Genomic DNA, 22494 nt, shown 5'->3' with positions numbered 1-22494 from the left:
CCCGCGGAAGGGGTAGCAACCGCTCAACCTGCAGACGAACAAGGTAACCCGATGCAAAGACACTTCATCGAGATCGACGGCGCCCGCATGAGCTATGTCGACCAGGGCCAAGGCTTCCCGGTCCTGCTGGGACACAGCTACCTGTGGTCAGCCGCCATGTGGCAGCCACAGGTCGAGGCTCTGTCCCGGCATTATCGGGTGATCGTGCCCGAACTGTGGGGGCACGGCGACTCCGACGCCCCACCCGCCAGTACCCTCGACATGGCCGCCCTGGCTCGCCAGCACCTGGCGTTGCTCGATGCCTTGGGTATCCAGAAGTGCCACCTGGTCGGGCTGTCGGTTGGCGGCATGTGGGGCGCGCAGTTGGCCATTGACCACCCTGAGCGTGTCGATCGCCTGGTGCTGATGGACACCTACCTGGGCGCGGAGCCCGAGGCAACGCGACTGAAGTATTTCGGCTTGCTGGATGCAGCCAGCAAGGCAGGGGCGTTCGTCGACCCGTTGCTGGACGTCGTGGTGCCGATCTTCTTCCATGCCGGTGGCCAGACGGTGCCCGAGGTGCGCGAACGGTTCCGCGCGGACCTCAAGGCAAGCAGCGCCGAAGCCATCCGGGACAGCCTCGAGCCGATGGGCCGGGTGATCTTCGGCCGGCCAGACCTGCTGGCGCGGCTAGGTGAGCTGCCAGGAGAGCGGACCATCGTGCTCTGTGGCGACCAGGATATTCCAAGGCCTCCGGCGGAGTCCGCCGAGATGGCGCAGCTGATTGGATGCCTGGCGGCACAGATTCCATTCGCCGGGCATATCTCCAGCCTGGAGAATCCGCAGGTGGTGAATGATTTCCTGTTGAACTGGTTGCCGCGCAACCGTTGAGACAGTCATCGCGGGGCAAGCCCGCTCCCACGCGCAACACCGTTGCCAGGCGTGGGAGCAGGCACCTCCCGCGATCAGAGGGCGGGGCTCAACCCTGCCACTTGCCGCCCTCGACGATCACGCGCTCCGGCTGGGTGTCGTCGCTCAGTTCCTTGCGCACGTACTGGTCGTACAGCTTGAGCAGGAACTTCTCCTCGCCCAGCCTGGCCAGCTCGGCGTTGACCCAGTCGCGCAGCTCGGTGTTGCCCTTCTTCACCGCCGGGGCAATCGGCGCCTCGTCGCCCAGCAGGTCCGGCAGCACGCGGTATCCCGGGTTCTGCTTGGCCCAGCTGAACAGGATCAGGTTGTCCTGGGCGTAGGCGTCGCCACGGCCATTGGCCAGGGCCGCCAGCGACTCGGTGTTCTTCTCGAACTTGAGCAGTTTCCAGTCCGGATGGGTCTTGCTCAGCCAGATATCGGCGGTGGTGCCGGTGGTGACGATGATGGTCTTGTCGGCCAGGTCGTCGAGCTTGTGCACCGGGCTGCCATTGGCGACAAGGGCCTGCACCGCCACGCGCAGGTTGGGGTTGGTGAAGTCCACCACCTCCTTGCGCTCCGGAGTGACGGTCATGTTGGCGAGGATCAGGTCGACCTTGTCGCTCTGCAGGAACGGAATGCGGCTGGCAGGCTCCACGGTGACGAACTCGACCTTGTTCTCGTCGCCCAGCAGGTCCTTGGCGAAGCGCCGGCCGATGTCGGTGTCGAAACCGACATAGCGCCCGCTTTCATCGACGAAGCCGAATGGCGGCTTGTCGGTGAACACGCCAACGATCAGCTTGTCGCGCGCCTTGATGGTTTCCAGGTAGCTGGTGGTCGGCGATGAGGCTGCGGACTTGGCCGGTTCCTCGGCCTTGTTGCAGCCGGCCAGCAAGGCCAGGCCGAGCAGTGGAACGAGCAGCTTGGCAATGGGTGCGGTCTTCATGACAGTTCCTTGTGCAGTGTCTTGGGCAGGCTTTGGACGAAAGAGAATTTCTCCAGGAACTGCTGCGCGCGTGCGGTCCGCGGTTGGGTGAAGAAACGCTCGGGGTCGTTCTGTTCAAGGATCCTGCCGGCCTCCATGAACACGATTCGGTCGGCCACCGCGCGGGCGAAGGCCATTTCATGGGTGACGATGAGCAGGGTCATGCCGCCTTCGGCCAAACCCTGGATCACCTGCAGCACCTCCTTGACCATCTCCGGGTCGAGGGCTGCGGTGACTTCATCGAACAACATCACCTCGGGATTCATGCACAGCGCACGAACGATGGCGATGCGCTGCTGCTGGCCGCCGGACAACTGGCGCGGGAATGCATCGCGCTTGTCCAGCAGGCCGACCCGCTCCAGCAGATTTTCGGCCTGCTCGCGGGCCTCGCGACGTGGGCGCTGCTGGACCTTGAGCGGCCCCAGCAGCAGGTTGTCGATCACGCTCATGTGGCCGAACAGGTGGTAGCTCTGGAACACCATGCCGACCCGTTGGCGCACCTGGCGCCAGTCCGTGCCGGCCGCCAGCAGCTCTTGACCGGCGAGGCGCAGGCTGCCGCCCTGGGCCTCTTCCAGGCCATTGAGGCAGCGCAGCAAGGTGCTCTTGCCACAGCCACTGGGGCCGAGGATCACCACCACCTCGCCGGCATTCACCGTCAGGTCGATGTCCTTGAGCACCTGGTGCGTACCGAAGTATTTGTTGAAACCTTGGAACTCGATCAGTGGATTCATGCGTGGGCCCAACGGCGTTCCAGCACGCGCGAGGCGGCGGACAGCGGATAGCAGACGAGGAAGAAGAACAGGAACAGCGCACCGTAGATCAGCAGCGATTCGTAGGTACGCTCGATGATCTGCTGGCCGGCCTTGATCACCTCGACCACACCGATCAGCACCGCCAGCGAGCTGGTCTTGACGATACGCGTGTAGATATTGATGGTCGGTGGGGTCATGCGCCGCAGCGCCTGAGGCAGCAGCACGTAGCCGTACAACTGCCAGCCGGACAGGCCGATCGACAGCCCGGCCTCGCGCTGGCCCCGGGGCAGCGAGCGCAACGCGCCGCGCACCACTTCGCCGACTTCGCTGGCGCCCCACAGCCCCAGTACCAGCACCGCGCACCAGAAAGCCGGAATGCTCAGGCCGAAGAAGATCGGCAGGCCGAAGAACGCCAGGTACAACCAGACCAGCACCGGAATCGCCCGGAACAGTTCCAGATAGACCTGCAGCAACAGGTTCAGCACGCGGTTGCCGAGGCTCGCCAACACGCCATAGAGCACCCCGCCCAGGGTCGCGAAGACGATGCCCAGGGCCGAGATCGCCAGGGTCTGCCCAGCGCCGGCGGCCAACTGCGGCAACGACACCTGCAACAGCTCAAGCCCCGTACTGGCCATGTTGCAGCCTCCGTTCCAGATAGCGCAGCAGCAGCGACAGCGGCAGGAAGATCAGCACGCACAGCAGGGTGAGCACGGCGAGCATCTCGTAGGTCTTGTAATACAGGGCGATGTAGTTCTTGGTGGTGTAGAGGATCTCCGGCACCGCCACCGCCGAGACCACGGTGGTCTCCTTGAGCAGGAACACGAAGTTGGCGAACAGTGCCGGCAGGCTGAGGATTCCGGCCTGGGGCAGGATTACATGGCGCAGCAACTGGCCTTCGGACAGACCGATGGCGCGCCCGGATTCCAGCTGTGCCCGTGGCACGGCCTCAACCCCGGCGCGCAGCACTTCGGTGAGGTAGGCGCCGCCCATGAAGGTCATGGTGATGATCGCCGCCGTGAAACCGGACACCTTCAGGCCCAGGCTCGGCAGGGCGAAGTAGACGAAGAACAGCTGGATCAGCAGCGGGGTATTGCGCGCCAGCTCCACGTAGCCCTTGACCAGGCGCCACAGGTACGGCGTACGCAGCACCAGCACGGTGGCGTTGACCAGTGCCACCAGCAGCGAGGCGGCGATGGCGATCAGGCCGACCTGCAGGGTCACTCCGGCCGCCTTGAAGAACGCTGGCAGTGTGCTAAGCATGAAGGCGGTGTCGAAGCTCATGGATGTTGCCTCGACACGAAGTCACGGGGGTACGGCATGGGGGTCTTCCAGGTCGGCCCGAGGGTCGCTCGGCGTCGTTTCACAGGTAATGGCGCTGTGCCGGTAAGCACGTGATCGAGACAATAAATGCATAAGAAATTTTCTCTAAATACCTTTATTGCATATCGATATCACCCCGCTAACGACCAAGAAATTTCCCTCATTCCCCAGGGATTTTTCTGAGCAAATCCCTCTCAAAGTGATTTCAGACTGTGACCTGTACGGCCCATCACACCTACAAGGACGATAACAATGAACAGCCCCTGCTCGCCGACTTCGAACGACCAACTGCTGTGGCTCCTGGCCCTGCGCCGGGCGCTGGCCAATCCGCGCTAGGCTCTGCGTGAAACGTTTTGTGGGAGCGGCGGTGCGCTGCTCCCACAACGGTGGATGACCCTACTTTGCGTACAGAACCTAAGGCACCCGTGGGAGCGGGCGCAGCCCGCGACGAGCCCCACGCGCCGGACCTGCCCGGCGCAAACGAAAACGCCGACGCATTTTGCGTCGGCGTTTTCCTGCCAGGCCTGGCGAATGCCGGGTATCAGAACGCCGGCAGTACCGCGCCCTGGTACTTCTTCTCGATGAAGGCCTTCACCTCGGGGCTGGTCAGCGCCTTGGCCAGCTTCTGGATGGCCTCGCTGTTCTTGTTGTCCGGGCGTGCCACCAGGAAGTTCACGTAAGGCGAGTCGCTGCCCTCGATCACCAGCGCATCCTTGGCCGGATTCAGGCCGGCTTCCAGCGCATAGTTGGTGTTGATCATGTCCAGGTCGACCTGGTCCAGCACGCGCGGCAGCATGGCCGATTCCAGCTCGCGGAACTTGAGCTTCTTCGGGTTCTCGGCGATGTCCTTGGGCGTGGCCAGGGCGTTTTTCGGATCCTTCAGGGTGATCAGTCCGGCCTTCTGCAGCAGCAGCAGGGCGCGACCGCTGTTGCTGCCCTCGTTGGGAATGGCCACGGTGGCGCCGTCCTTGAGTTCGGCCAGAGCCTTGACCTTCTTCGAGTAGCCGCCGAACGGTTCGACATGCACGCCGACCACGGTTTCCAGATGGGTGCCCTTGCCTTCGTTGAAGTTCTGCAAGTACGGCAGGGTCTGGAAGTAGTTGGCGTCCAGGCGCTTCTGGTCGACTTGCACGTTGGGCTGGACGTAGTCGGTGAAGACCTTGATCTGCAGGTCGACACCCTCCTTGGCCAGGGTCGGCTTGATCAGCTCGAGGATCTCGGCATGAGGTACCGGGGTCGCGGCGACCACCAGTTTTTCAGCGGCACTGGCCAGGCCAGCGAACGACAGGGCAGCAGCCAGGGCGGTGGTCAGCAGGGTCTTTTTCATGGTGATCCTTGTTCTGAGGGCTGGGCCATCGCAGATGGCGAAGTCGGTGCCCATCCGTTCGGGTGGGCGTGAGCGGACGATACCGAGATTTTTTATTCCGTAACAATATCTTTTGATTAGCTGCTTATTCCAAAAACAAATCGCCATCACCGACTTCACTTATTAGCCCATCTGGCGCGGGACGTTGGCCAGGTCGAGGTCTTGCGGCTGCAACTCTTCGCTATCGCTGACCAGCAGGGCGAAGTGGACGACGTTCTCCAGTTCGCGGGTGTTGCCGGGCCAGGCATGGGCCTCCAGTACCTGCTGCGCCGCTTCGCTGATCAGTGGCAGCGGGCGCTGCAGGCGCACGCTGTAAATGCCTACGAAGTATTCGGCCAGCGGCAGGATATCGCCCGGCCGCTCGCGCAACGGCGGCAACTCCAGCGCGCCCTCGCGCAGGTACTGGTAGAGGCGCTCGTTGAAGCGCCCGGCCTTGACCACCCGCGCCAGGTCGATACTGGTGGCGGCCACCAGGCGCACATCCACCGGCTGCGGCTGCTGCGCGCCGACCCGGGTCACCTCGCGGTTTTCCAGCGCGGCCAGCAGCTTGCCCTGGATCGCCAGCGGCAGGTCGGCGATCTCGTCCAGGTACAGGGTGCCGCCGTTGGCCGAACCGAACCAGCCTGCGCGACTGCTGGCCGTCCCTCCTTGGGCGCCGGCGCTGTAGCCGAACAGTTCGGCATCGGCGTAGGCCGGACTGATGGCCGCGCAGTTGACCGAGACGAACAGCCCAGGGCGGTCGCTGGCACGGTGGATCTGCCGTGCCAGCAGCTCCTTGCCGGTGCCGGTCTCGCCGCGGATCAGCACCGGCAACGGTTGCGCTGCCAGCCGTTCGAGGGCCTGGCGCAGCTGCTGCGAGCGCGGGTCGATGAACACCAGCGCCTTGGCGCGGATACTCAGCGGGCTCTTGTCCAGTTCGGGAAAGGTCAGCAGCGGCTGGCCGAAAGGGCTGTGCAAAGTCATGGAATACTCCCGCCCCGTCCGCGAGCGGCCGGGGCTACAGATGGAACGATGGAAAGACGCCGAACTCAGGCGCGGCGCAAGGCCTGTTGGTCGATCCGGGCCTGCAGGCGATAGAGGTAGGCGAAGCCCTGCTCCCAGCGCTCATGGCCCGACTTGACGTTGATATGCCCAGCATTGGCCAGCAACCCGGCTTCGGCGCCCCAGGTCCGGGCCATATGCAGTGCGCGCGGCACGTTCACCGCCGGGTCGTTGTCGGAGCTGACCAACTGGCAGGGGAACGGTAGCGCCTGGCTCGGGATCGGTGCGAAGTTGCGCAGCGCCGGCGCGCAGGTCGGCCGCTCGACGTCGGCGGGGGCCACCAGCAATGCGCCACGCACCCGGCGCAACAAGGCCGGGCTGGCCTGGGCGGCCCAGTGGGCGACGGTGATGCAACCAAGGCTGTGGGCGATCAGGATCACCGGCGAGCGCTCGCCGGCAATCGCCTGCTCCAGCGCCTGCACCCAGTCACGGCGCTGCGGGGTCAGCCAGTCGTGCTGCTCGACCCGGGCGCTGTTGGGCAGGGTGCGCTGCCAGTGGCTTTGCCAATGATTGTCTGGCGATCCTTGCCAGCCCGGCACAATCAGGTAACGAATCGGCTCATTGCGCATGGGGACGCCTCCAAGGTGTTTGCGTGCTTGGAGGTCAGTATAGGGAGGGGGATCTTGACGTAAAGGAATAAGAAGCTATTTGTTAATAACCAAAAATTGATTCTGCAACGTCTCGTTATGACGCGCAAAAAACACAGCAGCCGCTGAACATTTCTCTTCGCGCTGCCGAAGCCCTGTGCCTTAGCCGAGAGTTTTCCTGCTGTTGACGTCCGGCGAAAGATCTACACAACACGTGACGAGGCCCGAAGTGATATTTCGATTACATCGAGATTTTCTATAACCCTAAACACCGATACGACAGTGCTATGCAGCTGTTGCCGGTAACGTATAAGAAACGCCATTTCCTGAGCTATGGGAGTGTCTAGGGAATCAGAGGCGATTCACACCAACTGTCTAAAATTAGCTGAAACTCCAGATCTTTCCGACTACCCATGACGTATTTCATAGTTTATGAAGCCGCTCGACTTTAGTCTGCTCAGAATCTAATGGACACTTGTCGCCGGGAGCAGCTACCAAGTCCCCTAAACCTGAACCAAAAGCCCATTATCTTATTAGGTTCGTATATTTATAACGCAACCAAGTGTTTTGGCATAGGATATAAAGAAACTCATCCCAACCGCCATTGAGGCCCCACCCAAAATCGCAAACAAAATCACAAACGACAGCATTTTATTTTCAAATCGAAAAACCCTTCGATACAACTCGAACAAACCAGGAAATGTATTCATGTTGGTTCCGTTTCTTTTGCAGTAAAAATTAGCATACAGCGCCGAGAGACCAATCCAAAAAAACGAAAGCCAAAATATCAAATACGCCAACTTGCTAAAATTGCCACACATACAATCACCATCACTCAACCGAAACGAAAACATTTGGACTCAAGGGCAGGTCTAGGAATGTATTCATGTCGATTCCGTTTTTCTTGAAAAATGAATTTGCATAGAGCACAGCTGCAATACCTGGCGCCACGCAGATGGCGACGATTGAAATCCTCAAGACCTGCAACAACTCACACATGAGCGACTCCTATGTGCACGGTCTTGGAATGAGGGGTGCGGATTGATAGCGAAGCATTCCGAACTTTTCGCACACACACTTATCAATAGCCCCCCTTAAGCCTCGCCACACACACCCGTGCGTCAACCTATGCTGCCTTTAACATGAATATTACACCCTTTGGATTGCGCATAAAAAATCAACACAATCAAGCCAACACCAATAATCGCACCGCCGCACATGGAAAAAATAAACAACCCGGACAACACCCTGTCTTTAAACTTGAAAACATGACCAAACAACTCAAACAGCCCCGGGAAAGCATTCATATTTATCCCGTTTCTCTTTGAGTAGAAATGCCCATAGAGCACAGTAACAGCCAGCACAATCGCCAACCCCCAAAATACAACCTCAACCGACAGCTCCAACCATCCACACACAATAAATTCTCACTTTGTTTCAAAATGAATAGATAAATTCTGGTTCGGGCTGTATGGAATTTTAAGTTCAGGACCAATACCAGGACCCACTCCAATATAGAGCTCTCCCCCCGAAGAATTCTGCCCTGCCTCCACGCTTACGAGTCCGAAGCTCATTGCTCCAGCCAATCCAGCTGTGAAATTTTTGGCATCTGGGTCAGCAATTTTTATCCCGCAGCGTCCAGCAATACGAGCGGCAAAAGACGTCATCGGAACACTGACTTGGCGACTAATCCCAGAAACCTCATTTACAGCACCCGCTACAGAAACTCCAAGGCCTCCTGCAACGGTTGCCGATGCTCGACACTCAAAGGTTGCTATCGGCCTGGGCGGCGGCGGTGCCATCGCTCGAGCAACTGCCTCCGGCGACTTACCATTGTTCATCATGTGAATGCCCAATGATGCACGCTCCTGCACACCCGGCATATTGGCAAACCAAGGTGAAGCCGCAGTGCAGTTCACGCTGGCGCCTGGCCCGTTCCAGCTGGTTCCAGCCGGTGCCGGCCTCGGGCTTGTCCCAGTAATGGGCGAGCGAATGCTTGTGCAGACGACGGCCAAGGGCGTCGTAGCTGTATTCAACCTTGAGCCTGTCGTCGTTGTAACGCACCAGCCGGTTGAACAGGTCCCAGGTGAAGTGCGCCTGTGCGCCCTCTTGCAGACGATGGGTCAGGTTGCCGCGCTCGTCGTAGCGGTAATGGCTGCCGGCGTAGGCGCGCAGCAGGTTGTCCATCATTTGGCTACCTCATGGACCGATCATTGATATGAAAATCGCACCCCTGCGCCTCACCCCAGAATGTCAAGCTCACAAGCCCCAACACCATCAAAGCCCCGCCGTACATGCTGAACAGCACTAAGACAGACAACAGCCTATTCTCGAATTTAAAAACTCTCCGATACATCTCAAGCATGCCTTCAAAGGTATTCATATTCACACCCACCTTCTTGCAATAGGCGTTTGCACAAATGATCGAAGTAAAAACCAACCCAGCACAGACCACAAACAGGGCAATTCTCACGAACTGAATAATTTCACACATATATCACCTTTAGGGATTCTCCGGACAAGTTACCCACCAGCCGGAAATGGACTGCTTGGAGATGCCGAAAACCCCGATTTTCAGCCGCTGATTATTGGAAAACCAAGGCATAGCCTTGGTTTTCTGCCCTCACGGGCGCACCTCTCCCGCAGTAGACAATAATTGCCGGCGCACCATCCACAGATTCGACAGCGCGAACAGTGTGGTCAATTGCGCCGTATTCTTGGCCAGGCCACGGAAGCGGGTCTTCACATAACCGAACTGACGCTTGATCACCCCAAACGGATGCTCGACCTTCGCACGTAACTGGGCTTTGGCCTTCTCGATCTTGCGCCTGGCCTTGTACAGCGCACTGCGTTTGCTCAAATGCTTGTAGGTGCTGCGTCGCGCCGCGACCTGCCAGATCACTTGCCGACTGTCGTGCTCAGGCCGTTTCTCTACGCCGGTGTAACCGGCGTCAGCACAGACCACGTTCTCGCTACCGTGCAACAGATGGGCAACTTCCATCACATCAACCACGTTGGCGGCGGTGCCATGAACATGATGTACCAGGCCCGATTCTGCGTCGGCTCCGATGTGCGCTTTCATGCCGAAGAAGTACTGGTTGCCTTTCTTCGTCTGGTGCATTTCCGGGGCGCGTTTGCCTTCCTTGTTCTTGGTCGAACTGGGCGTGTGGATGATTGTGGCATCGACGATCGTGCCCTGGCGCAACGACAGGCCCTTGTCTCGCAGGTAACTGTTGATGGTTGCCAGAATACCTGCCGCCAACTGGTGCTTCTCCAGCAAGTGCCGGAAGTTCATGATCGTCGTGTCTTCAGGGGTCGGGGCGCTGAGCGTCAGTCGAGCGAACTGGCGCATCGAGGTGATCTCGTACAACGCTTCTTCCATGGCCGGGTCACTCAGTGAAAACCAGTTTTGCAGCAGATGAATGCGCAGCATGGTTTCTAATGGATAGGGTTTGCGACCGCCACCTGCCTTTGGGTAATGCGGCTCGATCAACGCGACCAATCCGCTCCACGGTACGAACTGCTCCATCTCGGCCAGGAACCGCTCACGACGGGTTTGCTTGCGCTTACCAGCATATTCGAAATCGGAGAAGCTCATTTGACTCATGGACAAGACTTGTTGGCCTAGATGAACGGAGCGCTATTTCAGCACAGGTCAGGCAGCCTGTGCTGACTTGATCGGAGTTTCCCTAGCTAAAGCCGTTTTAAAACAGCCTTGGAATGCTCATTTACATCACGCAAATTTCGCTTCCTCGGCTACTACGCCTTACCTGACATGCGCCTCAATATTTTTCACGCAGAGCCTTGTAACCAAGCTCACCCTCATGGGTACTTTGAAAAATTAAACCCTAAGCTTTCTTATATGGGCGAATGCACTCCCTGAAATACTCGGAATCAACATCATCTTCAAACTCTCCCTCTCCATAAAACTCCCACTGCCGCTTCAACTTATTCAACATACACTCTTCAGCATAGGAATTCCCTCCTTCATAAAACTTCAACTCACGCTCAGCCGAATCGCTACCAGCTATCAACTTGTCGAATGCAGAGTTAATCAACGGGCTACCAGAAAATATCAAAGACTCCGTTTCCTCACACTCAAACTTTAAATAAAGCAGGGCTTTCTTCAAGGCATTGATCTCCCCCTGATTCAGCCTTATTTCCTTCTCGGTAAATTCATCCACAAGATTTTCCTTCGCGTGCATTGACCTGCGTACGTGTCATTGCCAATCTTTGCTCATATGTTGATTCGGCCATGACCCCATAAGGATTCTTACCTGCGTGAATTACATTCACGAGCCTCATCGGGCCGTTGTGAATGTATTCAAGCTCTGAACTTTTTTAATGTTAGCCGCTTGCTCCGGGGTAGCTTTAAACACTAACGCATGCTCTCCCCTACCAGCGTGCTTAGTATCATTGATAAATATGTCTCTCTGAGCATCCTCAGGGATCATCAAAACATCAGTCACATACACCTTGCCTTTGGAATTAGGCCTAATAACGCCGGTACTTTTTATATTTTCCAGGCCTTTTTCATCCGTATAGTGAGCAAATATATTATTTGCACTTAGACCTAATGCATCAACCCACCCAACAGGGTTCACCGCATACTGGTAAAGATTCATCCCACCAAGCAACCCTATCGGGTCACTGCTTATAAATCTTCCAGACTGGCAATCATAGTACCGATAGCGGTTGTAGTGCAGCCCACTTTCATGATCGTAGTACTGCCCCTGAAAGCGCAGAGGGTTGTTCAGACCGTGCTGCCCGGCCAGCTCCGAGCGCTCTTCACGCGCCTCGCCCCAGGCCTTGTATTGCGCCGTCCATGCGATATTGCCTTGTTCATCCGTCAACTCCATCGGCGTACCCAGGTGATCGCACTGGTACCAGGCAATCGCCTCGAAGGGCTGTGGAGTCATGTCCGTGTGCCACAGCGGGTCCTGATCAAAATCGTACTCCCGCTGACTCCAATCCGGCTGCTTGTGCAAACGCATCGGGCTCTTACGCAGCGCCTGCGCGACCGGCACAAAGCTGCCCGGTTCATACAGGTAGTGCACGGTTCGGCCAGTATCGCTGTCATCCCGTGGCGGTGAGCTTTCCCACGCCAGGGTGTCGCCGTCCCAGCCAAACAGCGTGAAGCCACACTCCAGCTCACGCTGACGCTTCGCTCGCTGCATCTGGTTCCAACCAGTACCCGCTTCCGGTCGATCCCAATAGTGCGCGACCGAGTTCTTGTACAAACGCCGACCCAAAGCGTCATAACCGAAATCGACCTTGAGCTTGTCGTCGTTGTAACTGGCCAACCGGTCGAACAGGTCCCAGGTGAAGTGCGCGTGCGAGCCGTTGTGCAGACGGTGCACCAGGTTGCCACGCTCGTCATACTTGTAATGGGTGCCGGCGTACTCGCGCAGCAAGTTATCCATCAGCTTGTTACGACGTGGATCTGCCTCCAGCGGGCGGTTCAATTCCTGAGTTTTCTGATCCAGCAGGTTGCCAGCGGGGTCGAAGGCAATGGTCTCGACACCCAGACGGCTGGTGGCCTAGCAGGCGGCCAACCGGATAGTAGAGGAACGTCACCTTGCCCTAGGCTTTGTACGAAAAGTGCCAACACGACGATCATGCTGCGTTGAAAACAGGTTCGGAATGCTCATTTGCAACCAGCAAATTCCGCTTCCTCGCCTGTTTTCGCCTTGCCTAATCGTCGCTCGGCGACTTTTCGTAAAAACCCTAGTTCTCGTCCCTGCCAACGACTCGGGCTGGCCAAACTTATAGTAGCGATCGTGCAAGACGCCCCAAACATTTAGTCGCGGCAGAGAATTAAAAGCTATCAAATCTTATCGCAACCGGAAACTCATCGAGCAAGGAATCACACTTAATACTTTTACTTAAAACCCTCTCCAGCAAAGTAGTCAAATCACTGTCAAAATACTCCACGTCGGGCGATCTTGCTGGAATTATCGCAGTAGTCCACTCATCACTTTCGGCTTTTGAATTAGAAACCCAAAAAATGTAGTCACCATTGTCCGTCACACCAACCGGGACCAAGCCATTTGTTTCAGGATACAATTTGCAACTATAATAATCGCTATCCGAATCTATCAGCTCTCGAAAATCCTGCAAAATGAGTTCTTTCTGCCTGAAAAAATTTACTTCTTCATTCGCGCTAAATGGATTAAATATCAAAATAAAATCGGCAATGCGACCCGTCCCATATTTCGTTATGAACTCAATAAAGTCTCTAGGGAACTGCATTCCCGAATCCAACGGCGGCCATGTTATTCCAACACCAGACTCAGAGGGCCTTGGTGGCGGAGTTAAAGTTCTAACCAGACCCTGAATTGACATATTTACATTCCTGGAGGATTAAGCACTGTAACATATTCATAAAAACCTCCCGAACCCTCAGCTTTAATGGTAATACCAGCAGGGATTCTAGAGGGGCCGTGATAAACCGGGATCACATTAACATCCACAACCTGACCTTGCTCCAAGGCCTTCCTAATACGACCTTCCGCAGCGCTCATCACCGGGGTATTGGCTGGGCGCTGTTGAATCGTCACCAGGTTTCTCTCGTCATCACCTGATCCACCAAGCTGGCGCCCCAAGAGGTGGCCTCTAGGGAAACTCCGAGCAAGTTGCTCAGCCATCCGCGATAAACGAGGCGCTGACTCACCTGAGTCAGGTTTTCAGTTGTCAATGGCGTCGAAACCGGGCTTCAGCTCGGTTTCCCCTCGCTACAGACGCACCTCTCCTGCAGTGGTAAGTAATTACCGGCGCACCATCCACAGATTCGACAGCGCGAACAGTGTGGTCAATTGCGCCGTATTCTTGGCCAGGCCACGGAAGCGGGTCTTCACATAACCGAACTGACGCTTGATCACCCGAAACGGATGCTCGACCTTCGCACGTAACTGGGCTTTGGCCTTCTCGATCTTGCGCCTGGCCTTGTACAGCGCACTGCGTTTGCTCAAATGCTTGTAGGTGCTGCGTCGCGCCGCAACCTGCCAGATCACTTGCCGACTGTCGTGCTCAGGCCGTTTCTCTACGCCGGTGTAACCGGCGTCAGCACAGACAACGTTCTCGCCACCGTGCAACAGATGGGCAACTTCCGTCACATCAGCCACGTTGGCGGCGGTGCCATGAACATGATGTACCAGGCCCGATTCTGCGTCGGCTCCGATGTGCGCTTTCATGCCGAAGAAGTACTGGTTGCCTTTCTTCGTCTGATGCATTTCAGGATCGCGTTTGCCTTCCTTGTTTTTGGTCGAACTGGGTGCGTGGATGATAGTGGCGTCGACGATGGTGCCCTGGCGCAACGACAGGCCCTTGTCTCGCAGGTAATTGTTGATGGTTTCCAAAATGCCCGCCGCCAACTGATGCTTCTCCAGCAGGTGCCGGAAGTTCATGATCGTCGTGTCTTCGGGGATCGGAGCGCTGAGCGTCAGACGAGCAAACTGGCGCATCGAAGTAATCTTGTACAGCGACTCTTCCATGGCTGGATCGCTCAACGAGAACCAGTTCTGTAGCAGGTGAATACGCAGCATGGTTTCCAATGGATACGGCTTGCGACCGCCACCTGCCTTTGGGTAATGCGGCTCGATCAACGCGACCAATCCGCTCCACGGTACGACCTGTTCCATCTCGGCCAGGAACCGCTCACAACGGGTTTGCTTGCGTTTACCGGCATATTCGAAATCGGAGAAGCTCATTTGACTCATGGGCAAGACTTGTTGGCCTGGATGAACGGAGCACTATTTCAGCACAGGTCAGGCAGCCTGTGCTGACTTGATCGGAGCTTCCTTAGCTATTAGTGATCGTTTATGCCGAGATAGAATGGCTACTCAGCACCTTGCGGTCTTTCCCACGAGCGAATTTCCTGTCTGATGCCGCTGCCTTCAGATCAGTCAATGGCCAAGTCGCAAAGTCTGTCTAGAGCATGACATTCATTTATACTTAACCCTTCATTTAAATCTGGACGAGTGTAACACTCGCCCAATAACACGTCAAAATGACTTTACAACTCAAGCACGCACTAACATTTCACACCTTAAATGGATGCATATAGATCTCAGAGTGCTCTAACTGCTCAATCTGTTCAACCTCACCACTACCTTCGTACTTAAATTCTTCATTTAGCTTTTTTAGCATACGCTTTTCGGCGCTCGGATTTTTTCTATTGTAAAAAACATCCTCACCCTTGATATCACTGCTCGCAATAAGCTTATCAAATGCGGAGTTAATTAATGGACTCCCACAAAATATGAGAGACCCTACCTCCTCGCATTCAAACTTCAAATAAGCGATAGCCTTTTTTAGAGCAGTAATTTCTCCCTGGCTTAGCATTACCTGCCTTTCTGAAGTCTTATTCACAGCCTTTACCTCTTCGGGTCGCAATTTGAGAATTTGTCATTTCAAGACGCTGCTCATACGGAATCTCGTTCATAGTACCATAAGGATTTTTCCCTGCATGGACAACCTCCCCCAACTTCAAAGGCCCCTTGTGAACATACTCATAATGGCTTTCCTTTTCAATGTTAGCCATTTGAACCGAGTTCGCCTTGAAAACGACGGCATACTCTTCGCGACCGACGTGCCTAACATCATTAATGAAAATATTACTTGCCACATCCTCGGGAGCCATCAGAGTGTCCGTCACATACACTTTCCCTTGGCTATTAGGCTTAATAACACCTGAAGCCATAATGCTTTTTAAGCTTTTTCCATCAGTGTAGTGAATAAATATATTGTTCGCACTAAGACCAAACGCGTCGGTCCAGCTGATTGGATTCACTGCATACTGGTAAATATTTGAGCCACCAGCGAACCCTATAGGGTCCCGGCTAATGAACCGTCCTACTCTTGGCTCGTAGTAACGATATCGATTGTAGTGCAAACCTGTTTCATGATCATAGAATTGGCCAACGAAGCGGAGCGGGTTACTCAGTCCCTGCTCACGAGCCCACTCGGAGCGCTCTTCACGCGCCTCGCCCCAGGCCTTGTATTGCGCCGTCCATGCGATATTGCCTTGTTCATCCGTCAACTCCATCGGCGTACCCAGGTGATCGCACTGATACCAGGCGATGGCATCGAATGCCTGGGGTTTCATCTCGGTCTGCCACAGCGGATCCTGATCGAAGTCGTACTCCCGCTGGCTCCAATCCGGCTGTTTGTGCAGCACGATCGGACGCTTGCGCAGCGCCTGCGCGACCGGCACAAAGCTGCCCGGTTCATACAGGTAGTGCACGGTTCGGCCAGTATCGCCGTCATCTCTTGGCGGTGAGCTCTCCCACGCCAGGGTGTCGCCATCCCAGCCAAACAGCGTGAAGCCACATTCCAACTCACGTTGGCGTTTGCCACGCTCCATCTGGTTCCAACCAGTACCCGCTTCCGGTCGATCCCAATAGTGCGCGACCGAGTTCTTGTACAGACGCCGACCCAAAGCGTCATAACCGAAATCGACCTTGAGCTTGTCGTCGTTGTAATTGGCCAACCGGTCGAACAGGTCCCAGGTGAAATGCGCATGGGCACCGTTGTGCAGGCGGTGGATCAGGTTGCCGCGTTCGTCGTAGCGGTAATGGGTGCCGGCATACTCGCGCAGCAAGTTGTCCATCAACTTGTTGCGACGCGGATCGGCTTCCAGCGGTCGGTTCAGCTCCTGGGTTTTCTGGTCCAGCAGGTTGCCAGCAGGGTCGAAGGCGAAGGTCTCGACGCCCAAACGGCTGGTGGCTTGGAGAAGGCGGCCAACCGGATCGTATTGATATTCCAACTGGCCGCGACGAGTGTCGTGGATGTTGGTCAGTTGGCCCGCAGCGTCGTAACGGTACTGGCGTTTAAGCAACGTGGACTGACCGTCATGGCTGCCCAGCCACTGCTCTTGCAAACGCCCGGCGGGGTCCCACGCCTGGGTCTGCATGAGCTTGTTGCCCTGATGACGTACAACCTCGCGATGCAGGTCATCACGCTCGTAGGCCAGCATCTCGTGATGGTCGAGGGTCATGCCGAGCAGATGACCGCTGCCATAGGTCAGCCAACTCACCTTGTGCCCATCGGGGCGAACGGTCGACACGCGCTGATTGAGAGCGTCGTACTCGTGCTGCCACACCGCGACCATCGGCGTGCCAGTGGCGAGGTAATGCTGATGCTCACGGGTCAGATTGCCCGCATCATCATGGAACCACTGCAACTTGCTGGCGGCGTTGATGGCCTGGATCAGTTTGCCGTTGCCGTCATAGGCAAAGGTTTCGGTCTGGCTCTGATCACCTTGGCGGGCGGTACGCTCGACCAGGCGGTTCATACGGTCGAAGCGCAGGTCGATGCGGCGCTGGCCAACCTGGGTAGATGCCAGGCGTCCAGAGTACGGGTCGTACTGATAACGGGTCACCAGCCCGTCGAAGCCGGTTTCCTGCAATAGGCGACCAATCGGGTCGTAAAGGAACGTGGCCTTGCTTTCGTTTTCGTTCTCCAGCCCGATCAGGCGGCCGAGTTTGTCCCAGCGATAACGCAGGGTGTGTTCGTTGGCATCAACGCGTTCGGCCAGCAGGCCGGCAGCGCTATAGGACCAGGTGGTGCAACGATCCAGACCATCGGAATGGGCGAGCAAGCGGCCTTCGGCGTCATAGTCGAATCGCTCCTCAGTCTTGTCCGCAAGCGTGACTTTGCAAAGTTGGCCAGCTTTGTATTCGTAGGCCGTCTTGTTGCCCATGGCATCGACGAACAGGGTCAGCTGGCCGAACGTGTTGTACTCCCAAATGCTGGTCTTGCCCGAGCAATCGGTGTACTCCAGCAACTGACCGGCATCGTTGTAGGCCAGTTTTTTCTCGCCGCCATTGGCATCCTTGATCGCCTTGACCAAACCCGTTGGCGTGTAGGCAAACTCGGTCTTGTTACCCAGCGGGTCGACCGTTTCGACCAGGTTGCCGCGATCATCGTAGTCGCGCAGCCACAGCCCGGCCTCGGCATCGCGGATCTTGATCAACTGGTCCTGATCGTCGTAGGCAAAATGCACCACGCTGTGGTCGGCACGAATGTGCTGCAACAGGTTGCTGCGCTCATCGTAGGTGTAGCGGTCCTGGCTGCCGTCGGCATGCACATGGCGAATCACGTTCTTGCGATGATCGCGGAACAGCCACTCGGAGTTACCGTCGGGGTGCTTGATGCGGTAGGTGTAGCCGAGGATGTCGTAGTAGTGCTTGGTCTGTTGACCGTGGGCATCGGTCACGGTGGTCAGCCGCAGGTGCTTGTCCCAGACCAGGCGTGTATCGAAGCTGCCGTCATCGCCCCACTCGCGAATGGCCTTCGCTTTCGGGCTTGAGCCGTCCCACTGCAAATTCATCCCGCGACCTGTACGGTCGGTGTAACGGGTGATCAGGTGGTTCTGATACTGGTAGTGCCAGGCGGCGCCGTTTTCGTCCTGAGCCGCGACCAGGTCGCCCTGGTCGTCGTAGTGATACGCACACAACTGGCGTAGCGGCTTGCCGTCGACGACCTGCCATAGACCCTGGATATGCCCGTGCTCGTCAACTCGAGTGCCGAGCTGAAGGTGGACTTTGCTCTGGTCGTTGTCCTGATAGGTGTTGATATCCGACAGCACCGGGCGGCCGTTGTAGTTGTGTTCGTAATGCAGCATTGCGCCCGCGCCGCTGCGCAGCACGATATGCACGAGATAGAAACGATCACCGACTCTTTCGTAGGTCTCGCGACGCGATACGCCGCGCAGGAGGATGATCTGCGTCTCGGTCATGCGTACCAGCGAGCTGTACTCGATGGGGTCGTAGTGCGACTTGCCCACTTCAGGTAATGGGTAAGCATGACTACGGCCATCCACATCGTGGAACAGCAGACCATCATTGACCACATCGATGCAGGTGGTGAACTCGGTGAGCCAGCGAGCGCCGAGGCTGCTGTCGTCCAACTCGCCCAGGCGCGAGTTGTAAACTCGAGTCCATTCGATGGGGAAGGGACCCGGCAGGCTGAAATCGGTGTGTGACAGGGTTTCGTTACCCAAGGCGAAACCGATGTCTTTTTTCGTGCCTGTAGCTGTCTTGTTCTTGCAGCAACTAGGGGCGCTCTTGGCCGGCGCCTGCTCCCTGGAAGTCTCGACCTTGCCAGCAGGCAACGTGTGCTCCGCCTTGCTGGTCGTCCCGGGCTTGATATTGAAGTTGACCAACTGCGGATTACGCGCCCGCCACAACATCACACTCCCGGCCAACACCAAGCGCAGTGCTTCGATGGAATGCGGATTGCCGCCATCACCGAGCTTGTTGATCTCGCTGTTGACCTGCGGTGCCAGCAACCGCAGCTTGTCCACCTGGCCGTGCGCATACTTCTTGGCGTCGTCGCTGATCACCGCACTGGCGACCATGTTGGCCATACCCTTGCCGGCAGCCTTGTAGGCACTCCAGACGGCGCCGAAGATGTTGTCGATGCTCTTGGCGGGGTCGTGCAGCAGTTGGTCGGCGGCGGCGCTGACCTTGTTGCCGGCGTCGTTCAGGTCGTCCTGGCTGCCGAGGTTGCCGTCGACCAGCGCGTCCAGGCCCTTGCAGATCTCGTTGAGGATCTCTTCGGCCTTGCTGCCCGCTGCCGCCAGGGTTTCCTTGAGTTTGCCTTCGGCCTGTTCGACGAAGTCGTCCAGGCTGGCGACGATATCGGCGTTGAGGTGTCCGGCGATGATCTCGACCAGGGCGTCGCCGAGGATCTGTTTGCCTTCCTGGCGGATCATGAACAGCATCGGCCGCAGGCTCATGCGTGCCGCAGCCATGGTCGGCGGGATCGGGACCACGCCGATCATGTTGATGCCCAGGCTCACCCAGTCCCACGGCTCAGGTTTTTCGCTTTCGGCCAGGGTGACGATGTCGCCCAGGGCGTCGATCAGGGCGATGATGTTGCCCACCACCGGCAGGGCGCCGGCAACGCTCTTGATGCGTTCGAGGGTGACGTAGCCGTCGCTGATATCGCGCAGCCAGGCGTCGAACACTGCGGCGCCACGGCCGACGTCCTCGATGTGAACTTCGGTCAGCGGAAGGATGGCGACTTCGCGGCCGCCTTGTGGGGAGGTTTGTTCGGTCATGACAGCAGTCCGCTTGGCATCAGGCTGGCAAGGCTCGGTGCCTTGAATTCAGGAAGTTTCGGGATTTCCGGCAGCGTGGGCAGGCTGGGCAGGCCCAGCGCGGCTGACGCGGCAGGCATGGCCGGGCCGGCGGCGCCGGCCAGTTGCGGCAGGCCGGCGACACCGCTTTTCAGCGCGCCTTGCACCTGTTGCGCGCTTTGCAGGGCGTCCTGGCTGGTCTTGAGCAGGCTCATGCCCTGTTTGGCCATGTCCATGCCGGTGCTGCCGAGCTGCCTGGCCTGCTGCATGAAGTTGCCGCTGGCATCGGGGGTCAGCTTGTCCTTGATCGCGTCGAGCATCGACGGCTCGCTTTCATTGAGCCCTGCGGTCGAGGGCCAGGGCAGACCGGCCACGAAGGTCGCGGGCATGCTCCAGGAGTCGGCGGTGTCGAGGCCGAACTTGGCGGTACCCGGGCCCACCGCCGCGCCACTGACAGCATTGAAGCCCTGGCCGTCGAGCGCGCCCTTGAGCACCTTGCCCAGGGCATCGGTGGCTGCGTAATCGCCAGCCTTGATGCCCTTGGTGTTGTTGTACCGGTTGAACAGGTCCAGCGACCCCTTGCCCGGCTTGGGCGGCTCGGGGAAGGTGCCGGCCTTGCTCGCCGCACCGATGTGCGCGAACTGCGCGGCATGGGCGGTGTAGTTGGCGCTGGTGACGTGGGTGATGCCACTGGCGTTGTACGTCGTCGCGCTACCGCCGCCCTGCACCACCAGCTCGGTCTTGGCCTTGAGGGTGATGCGGTCGGCGTTGGCGGTGATATCCAGCTTGGCCAGCAGGTTGATGCTGTCCTTCAGCGCGCGGATGTCGATGTCGCCGGAAGCCGACACCAACTTCCAGCCCAGGCTCTGCACGAACAGGCGCATGCCCTGGCTGGCGCTGGCCAGCAGGCGCTTGCCGACGGACATGCTGGTGTGACCGGTGCTGCTCAGCGCCAGGTGGCTGCCGCTGGTGAGGTGGTTGGGGCCGGGGGTGGTCAGGGCGATGCCGGCCGGGCTCGAGACCACGAGGTGCGGCTGGGTGAATTCGGCGAACTCGTTTTTCGTCAGATCGCCCGGGCCGCTGCCGAGGATGCCTTGGTGCTGCTTGTGCAGGTCCTTGGCCACCTCGTCCTGGTCACCCGGTTCCTGGGCCTGCATCTGCTTGGCCAGTTCCGCCAGGCTGTCCTGCTGCTCGCTGGCGGTGGCCAGGCGTTCGGCGGTCTCGGGCAGGTCCTTGTGGTGCTTGGCTTCGTTGGGGCGCGGCTCGGTGGTCAGCAGCAGGCCGCCGGCAGCGCGCACGGCGCCGTGGCGGTCGGTGCGCAGTTCGAAACCTTCACCGCGTGGGGCGCCGCCACTCGGTCTTGGGTGCGTCAGGTAGCCGAGGTTCAGGGCACTGGCGCCGTGGTCGCTGCGCAGGCCGATGCTGATCTCGCTGGTGGTGTCGTCGATGCGCAGTTCGTTGCCGCGGCTGCCCTTGTATTCCTTGCTCTTGATCGTCGCCAGGGTTTTCAGGTCGGGCAGCTTGTAGTGCGGCATGTTCACGCCGTGGTACAGGCAGCCGGTCACCAGCGGTTGGTCGGGGTCGCCTTCGAGGAAGCTGACCAACACTTCCATGCCCACTCGCGGCAGTTGCAAGCCGGCGATGCCCTGTCCGGCCCAGCTGCTGGCCACGCGCATCCACACGCTGGATCTATCATCGGACTGGCCTTCGCGGTCCCAGAAGAACTGCACCTTGATGCGGCCGTATTCGTCGCAGTAGATCTCCTCGCCGGCCGGGCCGCTGACCACGGCGCGCTGGTCGCCCAGCACCTTGGGTTTCGGGTGCCGCAGCGGCGGACGGTATGGCAGCTCCCACGGGGTGACCACGAAGAAGTTGCGGTAGCCCTGCTGGAAGCCGTCGAAGCGGGCGTCGACGTCGCTGGTGATGGCTTCTTCCAGGACTTGCGGCTGACGCCCCTGGTGCCGCACCTCGATCAGCAACCACAGGTCGTTCCACTGGGCGTTGGGGTGGCTGGCCAGGGTCAGGAAATGGCCACTGGCGAGCAGCGGCTGGTCGCTGTCGCCACGGGCCTGGCGGTAGTCGCTGCGGTGGCGCTCAAGCGCTCTATTGGCGAGGTGCTTGCCGCGAGAACGGTCGAGGAAGCGGCCCGGATAGTCGTAGTCCTCCAGCGCCGGTTCGTCGTGGCTGTCGACCTCGGCTTCGAGCTGGATCAGCGGTTTCTTGAAGTCATAGTCGCGGCGGCTGACGCTGCTGGTGCGGGTTTCCAGGCGCAGGGCGAAGCGCTTGATCATCGGTGTATCGGCGACCAAACCAGAGTCGTGCTGGAAGCTGACGGGCGCGAGTTTCGGGAACACCGTCTGGTCGTCGCCGAACACCAGTTGGTGGCCGTCGGCGGCGTGGCGGAAGTGGTAGTGGATACCCTCCTCCTCGCACAGCCGCTGGATGAACTGCAGGTTGGACTCGTCGTACTGCAC

General features: G+C 58.2%; 21 protein-coding genes and 1 pseudogene. 2 read left to right on the top strand and 20 right to left on the bottom strand.

The genetic code is table 11. From position 1 onward, the window contains the following. The first annotated feature begins 51 nt into the window (after positions 1–51). Complete coding sequence (locus F3J43_RS22820) at positions 52–870, top strand: alpha/beta fold hydrolase (protein WP_166892540.1); 819 nt, start codon at positions 52–54, stop codon at positions 868–870. An 88-nt stretch (positions 871–958) separates the two neighbouring features. Here the strand turns inward: F3J43_RS22820 and F3J43_RS22815 are convergent, their stop codons facing one another. From F3J43_RS22815 to F3J43_RS22785, 7 genes are all read right to left on the bottom strand, one after another. Then, complete coding sequence (locus F3J43_RS22815) at positions 959–1831, bottom strand: transporter substrate-binding domain-containing protein (protein ID WP_166892537.1); 873 nt, start codon at positions 1829–1831, stop codon at positions 959–961. Further along, positions 1828–2601 carry an amino acid ABC transporter ATP-binding protein gene (locus tag F3J43_RS22810; RefSeq protein WP_166892534.1) on the bottom strand — a complete coding sequence of 258 codons (774 nt, stop codon included), beginning with the start codon at positions 2599–2601 and terminating at the stop codon, positions 1828–1830. Before F3J43_RS22810 ends, F3J43_RS22815 begins: the two co-directional genes overlap by 4 nt. Continuing rightward, a complete protein-coding gene (locus tag F3J43_RS22805; protein ID WP_166892531.1) occupies positions 2598–3257 on the bottom strand; it encodes an amino acid ABC transporter permease in 660 nt (219 codons plus the stop codon). Before F3J43_RS22805 ends, F3J43_RS22810 begins: the two co-directional genes overlap by 4 nt. Further along, positions 3238–3903, bottom strand: coding sequence for an amino acid ABC transporter permease (locus F3J43_RS22800; RefSeq protein WP_166892528.1), 666 nt, complete (start codon positions 3901–3903; stop codon positions 3238–3240). Before F3J43_RS22800 ends, F3J43_RS22805 begins: the two co-directional genes overlap by 20 nt. 580 nt (positions 3904–4483) lie before the next feature. Then, a complete protein-coding gene (locus F3J43_RS22795; RefSeq protein WP_166892525.1) occupies positions 4484–5269 on the bottom strand; it encodes a MetQ/NlpA family ABC transporter substrate-binding protein in 786 nt (261 codons plus the stop codon). A gap of 162 nt (positions 5270–5431) precedes the next feature. Further along, positions 5432–6271, bottom strand: a complete 840-nt coding sequence (locus F3J43_RS22790) for a sigma 54-interacting transcriptional regulator (protein ID WP_166892521.1) — start codon at positions 6269–6271, stop codon at positions 5432–5434. A gap of 65 nt (positions 6272–6336) precedes the next feature. Continuing rightward, positions 6337–6918 carry an alpha/beta hydrolase gene (locus F3J43_RS22785; protein ID WP_166892518.1) on the bottom strand — a complete coding sequence of 194 codons (582 nt, stop codon included), beginning with the start codon at positions 6916–6918 and terminating at the stop codon, positions 6337–6339. 177 nt (positions 6919–7095) lie between these two features. Between F3J43_RS22785 and F3J43_RS22780 the strand changes: the two are divergent. Then, positions 7096–7283: pseudogene (locus F3J43_RS22780) on the top strand (IS3 family transposase); the annotation flags it as partial. A 484-nt stretch (positions 7284–7767) separates the two neighbouring features. Here the strand turns inward: F3J43_RS22780 and F3J43_RS22775 are convergent. From F3J43_RS22775 to F3J43_RS22715, 13 genes are all read right to left on the bottom strand, one after another. Continuing rightward, positions 7768–7935 carry a hypothetical protein gene (locus F3J43_RS22775; RefSeq protein WP_166892515.1) on the bottom strand — a complete coding sequence of 56 codons (168 nt, stop codon included), beginning with the start codon at positions 7933–7935 and terminating at the stop codon, positions 7768–7770. 122 nt (positions 7936–8057) lie between these two features. After that, entirely contained in the window at positions 8058–8354 is a 297-nt protein-coding gene (locus tag F3J43_RS22770) for a hypothetical protein (protein WP_166892512.1), read from the bottom strand. Between the two features lie 9 nt (positions 8355–8363). Next, positions 8364–8792, bottom strand: coding sequence for a hypothetical protein (locus tag F3J43_RS22765; protein WP_166892509.1), 429 nt, complete (start codon positions 8790–8792; stop codon positions 8364–8366). Continuing rightward, the gene (locus F3J43_RS22760) at positions 8764–9126 is read right to left on the bottom strand and encodes a hypothetical protein (RefSeq protein WP_166892506.1); all 363 of its coding nucleotides are present in this window, start codon (positions 9124–9126) and stop codon (positions 8764–8766) included. The genes F3J43_RS22765 and F3J43_RS22760 overlap by 29 nt, the downstream gene beginning before the upstream one ends. A gap of 433 nt (positions 9127–9559) precedes the next feature. After that, positions 9560–10543: an IS5 family transposase gene (locus tag F3J43_RS22755; protein ID WP_166892503.1), complete on the bottom strand. Its 984-nt coding sequence runs from the start codon at positions 10541–10543 to the stop codon at positions 9560–9562. Positions 10544–10784: 241 nt separating this feature from the next. Then, on the bottom strand, positions 10785–11120 hold the full coding sequence (locus F3J43_RS22750; RefSeq protein ID WP_205298051.1) for a hypothetical protein: 336 nt from the start codon (positions 11118–11120) through the stop codon (positions 10785–10787). Positions 11121–11237: 117 nt separating this feature from the next. Next, on the bottom strand, positions 11238–12401 hold the full coding sequence (locus F3J43_RS22745) for an RHS repeat-associated core domain-containing protein (protein WP_205298050.1): 1164 nt from the start codon (positions 12399–12401) through the stop codon (positions 11238–11240). A 352-nt stretch (positions 12402–12753) separates the two neighbouring features. Beyond that, positions 12754–13281, bottom strand: a complete 528-nt coding sequence (locus F3J43_RS22740; protein ID WP_166892495.1) for an SMI1/KNR4 family protein — start codon at positions 13279–13281, stop codon at positions 12754–12756. A 2-nt stretch (positions 13282–13283) separates the two neighbouring features. Further along, positions 13284–13583 carry a DNA/RNA non-specific endonuclease gene (locus F3J43_RS22735; RefSeq protein ID WP_286184965.1) on the bottom strand — a complete coding sequence of 100 codons (300 nt, stop codon included), beginning with the start codon at positions 13581–13583 and terminating at the stop codon, positions 13284–13286. Between the two features lie 120 nt (positions 13584–13703). Further along, the gene (locus F3J43_RS22730) at positions 13704–14654 is read right to left on the bottom strand and encodes an IS5 family transposase (protein WP_166892492.1); all 951 of its coding nucleotides are present in this window, start codon (positions 14652–14654) and stop codon (positions 13704–13706) included. Between the two features lie 322 nt (positions 14655–14976). After that, the gene (locus F3J43_RS22725) at positions 14977–15306 is read right to left on the bottom strand and encodes a hypothetical protein (protein WP_166892488.1); all 330 of its coding nucleotides are present in this window, start codon (positions 15304–15306) and stop codon (positions 14977–14979) included. Continuing rightward, positions 15299–20002 carry an RHS repeat-associated core domain-containing protein gene (locus F3J43_RS22720; protein ID WP_166892485.1) on the bottom strand — a complete coding sequence of 1568 codons (4704 nt, stop codon included), beginning with the start codon at positions 20000–20002 and terminating at the stop codon, positions 15299–15301. Before F3J43_RS22720 ends, F3J43_RS22725 begins: the two co-directional genes overlap by 8 nt. Next, the coding region (locus F3J43_RS22715) for a type VI secretion system Vgr family protein (RefSeq protein ID WP_166892482.1) at positions 19999–22494 on the bottom strand (2496 nt) is incomplete at its 5' end. The genes F3J43_RS22715 and F3J43_RS22720, both read right to left, overlap by 4 nt.

Source organism: Pantoea sp. Cy-639, from assembly GCF_011752525.1.
GTDB lineage: Bacteria > Pseudomonadota > Gammaproteobacteria > Pseudomonadales > Pseudomonadaceae > Aquipseudomonas.
Note: the sequence above shows the minus strand (reverse complement) of the source record. Positions and strands in the feature narration are given on the sequence as shown.

Excerpts from the sequence above, each read along its gene's own strand:
- F3J43_RS22760 (WP_166892506.1), bottom strand. The coding sequence starts at position 9,126 with ATGATGGACAACCTGCTGCGCGCCTACGCCGGCAGCCATTACCGCTAC.
- F3J43_RS22810 (WP_166892534.1), bottom strand. The coding sequence starts at position 2,601 with ATGAATCCACTGATCGAGTTCCAAGGTTTCAACAAATACTTCGGTACG.
- F3J43_RS22820 (WP_166892540.1), top strand. The coding sequence starts at position 52 with ATGCAAAGACACTTCATCGAGATCGACGGCGCCCGCATGAGCTATGTC.
- F3J43_RS22795 (WP_166892525.1), bottom strand. The coding sequence starts at position 5,269 with ATGAAAAAGACCCTGCTGACCACCGCCCTGGCTGCTGCCCTGTCGTTC.
- F3J43_RS22755 (WP_166892503.1), bottom strand. The coding sequence starts at position 10,543 with ATGAGTCAAATGAGCTTCTCCGATTTCGAATATGCTGGTAAGCGCAAG.
- F3J43_RS22800 (WP_166892528.1), bottom strand. The coding sequence starts at position 3,903 with ATGAGCTTCGACACCGCCTTCATGCTTAGCACACTGCCAGCGTTCTTC.
- F3J43_RS22735 (WP_286184965.1), bottom strand. The coding sequence starts at position 13,583 with ATGGCTGAGCAACTTGCTCGGAGTTTCCCTAGAGGCCACCTCTTGGGG.
- F3J43_RS22775 (WP_166892515.1), bottom strand. The coding sequence starts at position 7,935 with ATGTGTGAGTTGTTGCAGGTCTTGAGGATTTCAATCGTCGCCATCTGC.
- F3J43_RS22785 (WP_166892518.1), bottom strand. The coding sequence starts at position 6,918 with ATGCGCAATGAGCCGATTCGTTACCTGATTGTGCCGGGCTGGCAAGGA.
- F3J43_RS22740 (WP_166892495.1), bottom strand. The coding sequence starts at position 13,281 with ATGTCAATTCAGGGTCTGGTTAGAACTTTAACTCCGCCACCAAGGCCC.
- F3J43_RS22805 (WP_166892531.1), bottom strand. The coding sequence starts at position 3,257 with ATGGCCAGTACGGGGCTTGAGCTGTTGCAGGTGTCGTTGCCGCAGTTG.
- F3J43_RS22815 (WP_166892537.1), bottom strand. The coding sequence starts at position 1,831 with ATGAAGACCGCACCCATTGCCAAGCTGCTCGTTCCACTGCTCGGCCTG.
- F3J43_RS22730 (WP_166892492.1), bottom strand. The coding sequence starts at position 14,654 with ATGAGTCAAATGAGCTTCTCCGATTTCGAATATGCCGGTAAACGCAAG.
- F3J43_RS22720 (WP_166892485.1), bottom strand. The coding sequence starts at position 20,002 with ATGACCGAACAAACCTCCCCACAAGGCGGCCGCGAAGTCGCCATCCTT.
- F3J43_RS22790 (WP_166892521.1), bottom strand. The coding sequence starts at position 6,271 with ATGACTTTGCACAGCCCTTTCGGCCAGCCGCTGCTGACCTTTCCCGAA.